Annotated in this window: 7 protein-coding genes; 2 read left to right on the top strand and 5 right to left on the bottom strand. The window is 45.5% G+C overall.

Annotation, left to right across the window (positions count from 1 at the left end; translation table 11 throughout):
* Positions 1-70 precede the first annotated feature (70 nt).
* Entirely contained in the window at positions 71-1,285 is a 1,215-nt protein-coding gene (locus LNN34_RS18010) for an MFS transporter (protein ID WP_199398098.1), read from the bottom strand.
* A 19-nt stretch (positions 1,286-1,304) separates the two neighbouring features.
* Entirely contained in the window at positions 1,305-1,814 is a 510-nt protein-coding gene (locus LNN34_RS18005) for a MarR family transcriptional regulator (RefSeq protein ID WP_229044068.1), read from the bottom strand.
* A 548-nt stretch (positions 1,815-2,362) separates the two neighbouring features.
* Here LNN34_RS18005 and LNN34_RS18000 point away from each other — a divergent pair.
* Positions 2,363-6,238: a metallophosphoesterase gene (locus tag LNN34_RS18000; RefSeq protein WP_229044066.1), complete on the top strand. Its 3,876-nt coding sequence runs from the start codon at positions 2,363-2,365 to the stop codon at positions 6,236-6,238.
* Positions 6,239-6,257: 19 nt separating this feature from the next.
* Here the strand turns inward: LNN34_RS18000 and LNN34_RS17995 are convergent, their stop codons facing one another.
* From LNN34_RS17995 to nagA, 3 genes are read right to left on the bottom strand one after another with little or no spacing between them, the layout of a single operon-like run.
* On the bottom strand, positions 6,258-6,989 hold the full coding sequence (locus LNN34_RS17995; protein ID WP_229044064.1) for a GntR family transcriptional regulator: 732 nt from the start codon (positions 6,987-6,989) through the stop codon (positions 6,258-6,260).
* A gap of 13 nt (positions 6,990-7,002) precedes the next feature.
* Positions 7,003-7,731: a glucosamine-6-phosphate deaminase gene (gene nagB, locus LNN34_RS17990; RefSeq protein ID WP_215510112.1), complete on the bottom strand. Its 729-nt coding sequence runs from the start codon at positions 7,729-7,731 to the stop codon at positions 7,003-7,005.
* The gene (gene nagA, locus LNN34_RS17985; RefSeq protein ID WP_229044062.1) at positions 7,728-8,918 is read right to left on the bottom strand and encodes an N-acetylglucosamine-6-phosphate deacetylase; all 1,191 of its coding nucleotides are present in this window, start codon (positions 8,916-8,918) and stop codon (positions 7,728-7,730) included. The genes nagB and nagA overlap by 4 nt, the downstream gene beginning before the upstream one ends.
* 182 nt (positions 8,919-9,100) lie before the next feature.
* On the opposite strand from nagA, the gene hprK reads away from it, so the two are divergent.
* Positions 9,101-10,033, top strand: a complete 933-nt coding sequence (gene hprK / locus LNN34_RS17980; RefSeq protein WP_044159384.1) for an HPr(Ser) kinase/phosphatase — start codon at positions 9,101-9,103, stop codon at positions 10,031-10,033.
* The last annotated feature ends 2 nt before the right edge of the window (positions 10,034-10,035 follow it).

Here is a 10,035-nt window from a genome sequence, read left to right as displayed (position 1 = left end):
ATTGGCTGTATAAAAGGTGTTTTGATCCCTGTCTCAAAAACGGGGGTCAGTCCCGCAAATGGCAGCTTTTTTACATAGGATGTTTTTCTTGTTTGATGTCATGTTTCGCCTGATGCATATACGGCAGAAGGCAAAAGCTCAATATGGCAAATGCGATACCCAAAAGGCCAAATGACATGACAGACGGCATCCGTGTCAACAGATAAGCTGATATCACCGGGCCGGCCGCCATACCTGTATATCTGACAAAGTTAAAGATTCCGATCGCGCTCCCCCTGTTGTGTTCAAACTCATTGGTGATCATCGTGGAATACAGGGGAGGAATAACCCCCATCGAGACACCGAACAGCGCCAATGTGAGAGCCATGAGAATGATCGAGGCGGAATGGGTAAAAGCAAATAAAATAATGCTGACCGCTGCAATTGCATTGCTGTAGACACACAATGTACTTAGAGGAACTTTTGCCTGTATGTTTTTAAACAGAAAGGTACCAGCGATTGTGCTTAACGCCAGAGGCAAATATAACAGTCCCGCTATCTGTACATCCATATGATAATGTTCCGTCAGCAATATCGGAAGATAGACAATAACCGCAAAATAAATGAAAAAGAGAAAAAAGCTTAAGGTCAAAATGACATTTCCAGCTCTATTTGTGAAAATGGATTTATAATGAGTAAGCAAACTGACTGATTTTGCATCTTGCTTTGGTGCGCTATGAGAATCCTTAGGGAAGAAAATGCTGTTTGTAGCTAATAAAATAACAGAGATCGCTGTCAGCATCCAAAAGATCCCTTCGTGTCCGAAAGCCCCGCCGAGAAATCCCCCGAGAACAGGAGCAATAACCGGGGCGGCCGAAAGAAGCATTTGATACGTACCCATGGCATTTCCGCGATCACTGCCTGTAAATAGCTGGCCGATTGTGGTGGCCGCAATGAGAGGGAGTGCTGCGGAACCGGCTGCCTGTACGATTCTAAAAATAAGAAACAAAGTAAAATCAGTGGTGACGGCACATCCGAAACTGGCTGCCGCCGTTGCCAGTATTCCAGCAAGCAAGACATAACGCGCGCCTTTAAAATCGATGATGGCGCCCAAAATAATTTGCATAATGGCTGTCACAATCATAAAAACTGAAACTGACAGGTTCACGAGGGTTACAGAGACATGGAATGATTCTTTAATAATCGGGATGATGGGTGAATATATATTTTGGCTTAAAGAAGCAAAAAATGCGCTGAAACAAACAATATACAAGATCAGCATTGCTTTTGATTTCGTTTGAGCCATAAAGAACACACCGCCTTTTTTACTTTACAGGTTTCTCTGAAGTATCATCTGTTTGCTCAGCTTCAAGTCTGGAAGTAAGCTGTTCTAAAAATTTCAATACAGCATTCTGTTCATCTTGTGAGAATGAATCAAGGAATTGGTAAAATGCCAGCTCCTTTTTTTTGTGCAGTTTTTCATGCAAATCAAAAATCTGTCTGCCTTTACGGGTTAATTTGAAATAGACTTCTTTTTTGTTATCAGACAGCTGATAGCGATTGATGAATTCTTCTTTGATCAGTTTTGTGCTGATTTTCGTTACGTTCGCTTTGGATAAGTTCATTTTTTTGGCAATTCCCGTATTATTAATCGGTTCATGTTGGCCAATACAGTCAATGACATGGATGCTAGTCATGTTTTTGGGAACATCAATCACATCTTCTTCTGCGGCCTCCTTAAAGAACCGCCAAAGTGAAGTATTCGCTTTTTGTTCATTAAGATGCAGAAGCCGAACGTATATGTCGTATATCAGCTGTTTTGTCAGACCGGACATAAGCTACCTTCTTTCTTTGAATGAATGGTTACCAGGAAATAATAAAAATTGTTTACCAGTGAACGATTTGATTTTATCTGTTCTTGTTTTTGTTGTCAATTGCTGGTGCTTAAGGAAGCTGAAAACTGTGGCATTTACACTTTTTTTCAACTTTTCAAGGCTGATGATATTGACACATGGAAGAATAAGGGATGGAATGACTGATGTTTACTGGTAAACATTAATGATGATCATCGTCTATGAAATGAAAAAAGTTTATTACTGAAAATGATCCGTTGAAGCTTTAAGTGCTGTCTATCAATAATCCATCTCATTTTAAGAGGTGAATGAGATGGAAGCGGTACCGTGCTTATCTCTTTTTAATGCGAACTCTTGTATCGCTTGAAATCATTCATTATGAATGCTGTTATCCATCAATCTGCCTCTCTGATTTTATCGTTAACCGGTTTAACTTCAAGAGGCCGATGTCTTTTTGTTCTTTTTGCACAAAAATAAACTCATAAGCTTCCCTGTTCAGACGCAAAATACGTGAAAAGGGAGGTGTCGTGATGAGAAAATACACAGTCATAGCTTCTTTATTATTGTCTTTTCTGTTTGTTCAGTCTGGCGGCCATCATGAAGCGAGGGCCTTGCCCGTCATAAAGCAGGAACCGTTCCAAACGCCTCATTACATACCCTTGCTTGAAAACCCTCCTCAAATTGAAGTGAAGGCTGAAATGAAGGGCAATCTGATCATTCAGGCGCACGTGCGTGACAGTGAGTATCAATCGTTTTCTGCCTTTTTGTTTTATAAACAAAGCAATGAAATGGGCTATAAAATGGTGCCGATGGATCCAACCCCCGGAGCTATCCGCCAGTTTTTGGCGCAAATTCCGAAGAGGTCAATCTGGAATAACGAGCTCGAGTATTACATTGTGTTCTCGAATGGAAAGCAGCGGGTGGAGTCAGAAACGAAGACACTGAAGCTGGATGGATTTCAGGCTGATCTCGCCCATATCCCGGAGCTGCTGATCACCGAGCTTGCGGTTGATACCAAAAATACCGGGCGTACAGACGGTTATGAATTTATTGAGGTATATAATACAACCGACAGAACAATTGATTTTAAAGATTATCACATCCGCTATCGCTATCCGAAGGAAGGGCCGGACTCCGATTTGATTTGGAGACCTGATCAGCGGGTCGTCATTCCTTCTGGCGAAACCTGTGTATTTTGGCTCAAGCCTGCCGGACATCCTGAATTGACAGCGGATGATTTTAACCGGCACTATCAGACACATTTGAGAGAAGGGGAAAATCTGTTGGTGCTGGAAGGAACAGAGGGCATGGCGAATACCCGGCCGCGTGCGGTTGCGATATCGACGAATACAGGGAAGGATATTTCAGTTGCGCACTACCGAAAGCATGCGCTGCGCCGCCTGTCGTCTGTGCTTTATAAATATCCGCTCGATGGAACAGCGGAACTGCTCAATATTTCAATAGCAGAAAAAAATCCATCGCCAGGCTCGGTTTTACAGGCGCAGGTTCCAGAGCAAAAACGAAAAATGAAGCTTGATAAAGAAAAGCCGGTTATAGAAGATTTAACAGACCGCAAGCCTGTCCGTCCGGCTGAAAGCATTGAACTGCGGGCTGACATACGTGACCGCAGTTTAGTGAAAACGGCCGCCTTTTATTATCGGACAGATGAAAACAAACCGTTCAAACGCATTTTCGCTGAAAAAGACCGCAACGATCATTTGTACCATTATATTGTCTACTCGCCTGAGCTGATCGGGAAGGATCAGCTTGAGTATTACGTCGTAGCCGGTGACGGGATCAATGAAGCGAAGACGCCTGTCAAAATGATTGATATTAAGCAAACAAGCAAGTCGCACGGTTTGCGGATGAATATAGAAAACAGAGATACACTTTCGGGGACACAGTTTCTCAAAGCGACTACGGATGGGCGGACTGACAGCATTAAACTGTGGATTGACGGAAAAAAACAACTGACAGAGCCCGCCATGGAAAAAGAAGTATATTTTGCGTTCGATACCCGGAAAACGAACCTTTACTTTAAAAATGCTGTAACGATGGACGGCAAGGTGCTAAAAGTCTTCGATGATACGACAAATAAATACCGCACCTACTCTGTCCCTTTGCCGGAGACGCTGCTTCAAAAAGGGAAGCAGCTGCAGCGTATCACGATACGATCGGGTTCAAAGGTATCTCCGTTTGATACGGCTGAAAACCGTGATGACTTTTTAGTCAAAAATGCCCGATTGGTATTATCAGATGGAACGGTGATCAGGGATGAGCGTATTTCTCCCGAGAAGGAGCTTTTTATTGGGGATAATCAGCGCTCAAATAAAAGCTGGCCGTTTCAATTTCATTTGCCTGACGGACTGTTTACGTCACAGCTGCTGAAGTGGGATACAGAGAAGCTGACTGAAGGAGCCCATCATATTGCAGTAAGCGATGGGAATGAAAACCTGAGTTTTGTAGTGCGGGTTGATAATTCAGGTCCGCACATCGAACCGAATGTGACGGACGGACAGACGTATAAAGGAAACCTGGTTCTGCAGGCAGATATGTTTGATAAATGGAGCAAAATAGAGGAAACAGAGGCATTTTTAGATGGTGACAGCATTACGCTCCCGTATCATACGTCAACTTCTGAGCTGTCTCCGGGCAAACACACGCTGAAAGTCTCAGCAACAGATTTGGCTGGCAATAAAACGGTTATTGAGCGGACATTTAAGACAGTGCGGGAGCATCCGGACCAGCCGGAAATCGTAAATAGCGATGCCGATACGCACAAAGCCAAGCTTTCGGTGCGGGTGAAGGATCCGACGAATGATGCGATGGATGTGTCTTTTTACAGAGGCTTTCAATATACGGCGCAAAACAGAAATAATGTGAAAATGTTTAAGCATGCGTCACTGACTGAACCTCCGAAAAGCTTTGTCCCGGAAAGCGAGACGCCGTTTACCAATGAAGAAATGAATCGGGTGTCAGGAGCTGACGGAAAAACAGTATCAACTGAAGAGAAGGAGCTTTTTCCTTATCACCGTTTTGAAGTGACGGTTGACCCGTCCATTGATGAGAATGATTTAGCTGAAGCCGTTTGGAGAGGAAGCTCTCTGCCGGGTAGGAAAGTGACAATGTACGCTTGGAATTACCGGACAAGCCAGTGGCAGCCGATTGACAGCTTCGTTGCCAAAGATGACAAACAGTTCACGCTAAAGGCGTCTGTCATCGCTTCCGATTATGTGCGGAAATCTAAGATGAATATCATTGTTCAGGATGAAATTCCTCCTGCGAAGGATATGTATACCTTTGTCTGGATGTCAGACACGCAGTATTATGCAAAAAGCTATCCGCATATTTTTGATAAGCAGACTGCATGGATCAAAAATACCCAAAGGAAGCTGAATACGAAATACGTGGTTCATACAGGGGATATTGTAGATGATTCCGCAGATATCAGACAGTGGAGAAACGCTGATCAATCAATGCGTGTCCTGGACAACAGCGGAGTTCCTTACGGCGTGCTGGCCGGAAACCACGATGTCGGTCACAAGGACGGCTCCTACAGGGCATTTGGCAAATACTTTGGGAGCCACCGTTTCGATAAGAGACTGCATTATGGCGAATCATACAAAAATAACCGCGGGCATTATGACCTCATATCAAGCAGCGGCAATGATTATATCATGCTGTACATGGGCTGGGGCATCACGGACGAAGACATCGCATGGATGAATCAAGTGCTGAAGAAGCACCCTGACAGGACAGCTGTCTTAGCTTTTCATGAATATTTACTCGTAAGCGGAAACAGAAGCCCGATCGGCGAGAAAATTTTCAAGAAAGTTGTCAAGCCGAACCCGAATGTCGTGATGGTGTTAAGCGGACATTATCACAGCGCGATGAGAAAAACAGATGAGCTGGATGATGACGGAGACGGAAAACCGGATCGTCTCGTACATCAAATGCTTGCTGATTATCAGGGCGGGCCCGAGGGCGGCCAGGGGTATTTGCGTTTGATGCAGTTTGACCAGGCAAACAATGTGGTGCATGTATCCACATACTCTCCGTATTTGGATGATAAAAACTTTTATGATACAGATAGTTACGGCAACAAGGATGAGTTTACGCTGGAGCTTGATCTGAAGCCAAGAATGAAAAGAGTAGAAACCGATTATTTTGAATGCAATGTCTATACAAACGAACAGCTCGGAAAACGCGAGAAAGTGAAAAGCGGGGAAACCGCCGAATTCCTTTGGGAGAATCTAGAGCCGAGTTCTGTTTATTATTGGTACACCATTGTGGAAGACAGCTTTAACGGAAAAACGAAATCGCCGATCTGGAAGTTCAAGACGAAAAAAGAAACCTATCGTCCAGCGCCAGACCAGTTTGATTTTCGCCGTGTCTCCAATCCTTAAAAAGGGGTTGGAGATTTTTTTATGACAGCCGATCCATGTAGTGAACAAAAGTATAGCGGTCGCCCCTGTATACAGATTTTACATGCTCAAAAGCAGTTCCGTTCTGCAAATACGTTGTTCGTTTAATCAACAGGACTGGCGCCCCCTCTTGGATGCCGAGTATGTTTGCTTCATCCTGTGTTGCGGCGCTCGGTTCAAGCTCTTGTTTGGCGCGAGAAATCGGCGTGCTGTTGTACCTTTCGATATGCTCGTAAATCGACGACTTGAAATGAGACTGATTTAATTCACCTGCAAGCTCAAATGGGATGTGTGAGGCTTCGATCGCCATAGGAATATCATTCGCCAGCCGAACCCGTGTGATTTTGTGGATGCGGGACGGGTGCCCGCACCCTAGTATGGCGGCCAGCTCCTCAGTCGAATCGATAAGCTGATAATCGATGAGCCTGCTGCTCGGCCTCATGCCGCGGCTTTTCATATCTTCGGTAAAGCTTGTAAGCCCTTGGAGCGCTTGCTCCATTTTTAGCTTGCTGACAAAGGTGCCCCGGCCTTTCTGGCGATAGAGAAAACCTTCATTGACCAAATTAGAAAGCGCTTGGCGCACTGTCATCCGGCTGATCCCGAATTGCTCGGCATATTCCCGCTCGGAAGGAAGCGGCATATCCGGCTTCAGCTCTCCGCTCTTTATTTGGGCTTTTACTTGCTCCATAATCTGATAATAAATCGGGATAGGAGATTGTTTATTGATATTCATAGCGAAAATCCTTTCAATGCCTGAATCCCGCGGCTTCTTGATCAATCAAAACCGAAACGTTAGGATGCAGGTGCAAAGCAGACGCAGGGAATTCCTCGCTGACTTGTCCGTCCAGCAGCCTTTTGGCAGCTTCGGCTTTGCTTGTGCCGGAGATAAGCAGAAGAATCCGCTTGCTTGAGAGAATCGTTTGAATTCCCATTGTAACGGCTTTTTTTGGCACACTGTCAATGGAGGGAAAATATCTGGCATTGGCCTGACGGGTTTGTTCATTTAATGCCACGACATGTGTGCGGGACTGGAATGATGTACCTGGTTCATTAAAGCCGATATGCCCGTTCCGGCCGATGCCGAGAAGCTGAATGTCCGCTCCGCCAAGTGATTCAATCAATTGTTCGTAGCGCTTGCACTCGGCTTCCAGGTCACCTGCGTTTCCATCAGGAATAAAATGCCGGCTCGGTTGACTGTCGATATGCTGAAAGAAACGGTCATTCATATAGCAGTGATAGCTGTTTGGGTCATCACCGGAAAGCCCGGCGTATTCATCTAAATTAATCGTGGTGATGTTTTGAAAAGAAAGATTCTCTGTTTGGTGCAGGCGGATCAGCTCGCGGTACGTGCCTTCCGGTGTCCCGCCTGTTGCTAAACCGAGAACGGCATCAGGCTTTTCCCTGACTGTTTCAGCCACAATGCCGGCAGCTTTTTGGCTTAATGCCTCATACGATTGACATTCGATTACTTTCATATATGATCAGCCTCCTTGGATTTAAATGAAATGTTTCCGCGGCAGACGGTGAGAAGCACCTCACATTCACTGCTGACAATTACAAGATCCGCATCTTTTCCCTCTGTTATACTGCCTTTTCGGTCAAAGATGCCAAGCTGTTTGGCCGCGTTTGCTGAAGTTATATTTGCTATATCCGTCCAAGAGCAATTCGTAAACGCGCGCATATGCCGTGCGCCTTCATTCATTTTTAAAATCGAACCGGCAAGCGTCCCGTCCGGAAGAAGAGCTGTTTTTCCCTTTACTGTCACACTCTGTCCGCCGAACTCGTAGACTCCGTCTTTCAGACCTTTCGCCCGCATCGAATCGGTGATCAAGATAAGCTTGCTGCTGCCTTTTGCTAAAAAAGCAAGCTTTGCCGCTAACGGATGGGAGTGGATGCCGTCAGCAATAAGCTCTGTGACATAACCCTCATGAGCGAGGGCTGTTCCGATTACTCCGGGTTCACGATGATGAAACGGGCTCATCGCATTGTATAAGTGAGTCATATGGCTGGCGCCTGCTTCAAAGGCTTCCAAAAGTAATGCGGAGTCTGCATCCGTGTGTCCCATTGAAGCGATAATCGACTCATCTTTTAAATAACGGATCAGCTCAAATTGCTGGTCCTCCTCCGGCGCAAGCGTGACGATTTTGATCAGTCCGCCTGCCTCCTGCTGCCACTTCTTGAAAAGCGCAAGATCTGAGGGCCTGATCCATTCCTTTGGCTGCGCTCCGGCTCTTTTAGGTGAAACAAAGGGACCCTCCAAATGAATTCCGATCAATTCCGCACCTAATGAAGAGGGTTCCTCCGCAGACTTCCAATCTCTCGCGTTTACCAGAGCTTGAGAAATTTGGCCGTGCTCCTGTGTGATGGTTGTCGCTAAAAAACTCGTTGTCCCTTCCTCAGGCAGTCTTGAGGACATGGCATCGAGCGCGGAAAAGCTCGCATCCATTGTATCTGCGCCATAGCCGCCGTGAATATGAATATCAATCATCCCCGGAAGCAATACGGCATCCTTTGGGCCTTGAATTTCCTTTGAGTATTGCTCTTTTGGCCGTTCTGTTGAGACAGCGCTGATTTTTCCGTCCTTGACCCCGACATAGCCGTTTTTGATCACTTCATTTTCTGTCACGATACTGATTCCGCTGAGAAGAAGACTATCTGCCATAAATGATCCGCCTTTCTGGAATATGAATACGTTTATTTTACTCTTTTTCAGACTAGTGATCTAGACCAGCTGGCACGTTTGCCAGTCTTTTATAAAATCTGTTTTAGGTTCAAGCCCGAAAGTGATAAAATGAAATTATTGTTGAGCAAGCTCGGGTTATCCCGGAACAGGAGGAACATATCGTGGCAAAGGTTCGGACAAAAGATGTAATGGAACAGTTTCATTTGGAATTAATCAGCGGTGAAGAAGGTATTAACCGCCCGATTACGATGAGCGATTTATCAAGACCAGGCATTGAAATTGCCGGATATTTTACATATTACCCCAGGGAGCGCGTACAGCTTCTGGGGAAAACAGAGCTCTCTTTCTTTGAACAGCTGCCGGAAGAGGATAAAAAGCAGCGAATGGAATCTCTATGCACGGATGTAACACCAGCTATTATTCTGTCTAGAGATATGCCTATCCCGCAGGAGCTCATTGACGCTTCCGAGAAAAACGGCGTGCCTGTCCTCAGATCGCCTTTGAAAACGACAAGACTGTCAAGCCGATTGACCAACTTCCTAGAAAGCAGACTTGCGCCAACCACAGCCATTCACGGTGTGCTTGTAGATATATATGGCGTCGGAGTGCTGATCACAGGGAAAAGCGGCGTCGGAAAAAGTGAAACCGCGTTGGAGCTTGTGAAAAGAGGCCACCGCCTTGTTGCTGATGATTGTGTTGAAATTCGGCAGGAGGATCAGGATACCCTTGTCGGAAACGCCCCTGAGCTCATTGAGCATCTGCTTGAAATTAGAGGGCTCGGCATTATTAACGTCATGACGCTGTTTGGTGCCGGTGCGGTCAGAAGCAATAAACGAATTACAATTGTGATGAATCTTGAACTCTGGGAGCAGGGCAAGCAATACGACCGTCTTGGACTCGAAGAAGAAACGATGAAAATCATTGATACAGAAATTACAAAACTCACGATCCCTGTCCGTCCGGGACGAAATCTCGCGGTCATTATTGAAGTGGCTGCTATGAACTTCAGATTGAAGCGGATGGGCTTAAACGCCGCTGAGCAATTTACCAACAAGCTGGCGGATGTCATTGAAGACGGTGAACAAGACGAATAGGA

The organism is Bacillus sp. AF23, from assembly GCF_020861455.1.
Classification (GTDB): domain Bacteria; phylum Bacillota; class Bacilli; order Bacillales; family Bacillaceae; genus Bacillus; species Bacillus halotolerans.
The sequence above is the reverse complement of the archived record's forward strand: the minus strand, read 5'-3'. Positions and strand labels throughout refer to the sequence as shown.

Coding starts and splice junctions, on each gene's coding strand:
- LNN34_RS18010 (WP_199398098.1), bottom strand. CDS start 1,285: ATGGCTCAAACGAAATCAAAAGCAATGCTGATCTTGTATATTGTTTGT.
- LNN34_RS18005 (WP_229044068.1), bottom strand. CDS start 1,814: ATGTCCGGTCTGACAAAACAGCTGATATACGACATATACGTTCGGCTT.
- LNN34_RS18000 (WP_229044066.1), top strand. CDS start 2,363: ATGAGAAAATACACAGTCATAGCTTCTTTATTATTGTCTTTTCTGTTT.
- LNN34_RS17995 (WP_229044064.1), bottom strand. CDS start 6,989: ATGAATATCAATAAACAATCTCCTATCCCGATTTATTATCAGATTATG.
- nagB (WP_215510112.1), bottom strand. CDS start 7,731: ATGAAAGTAATCGAATGTCAATCGTATGAGGCATTAAGCCAAAAAGCT.
- nagA (WP_229044062.1), bottom strand. CDS start 8,918: ATGGCAGATAGTCTTCTTCTCAGCGGAATCAGTATCGTGACAGAAAAT.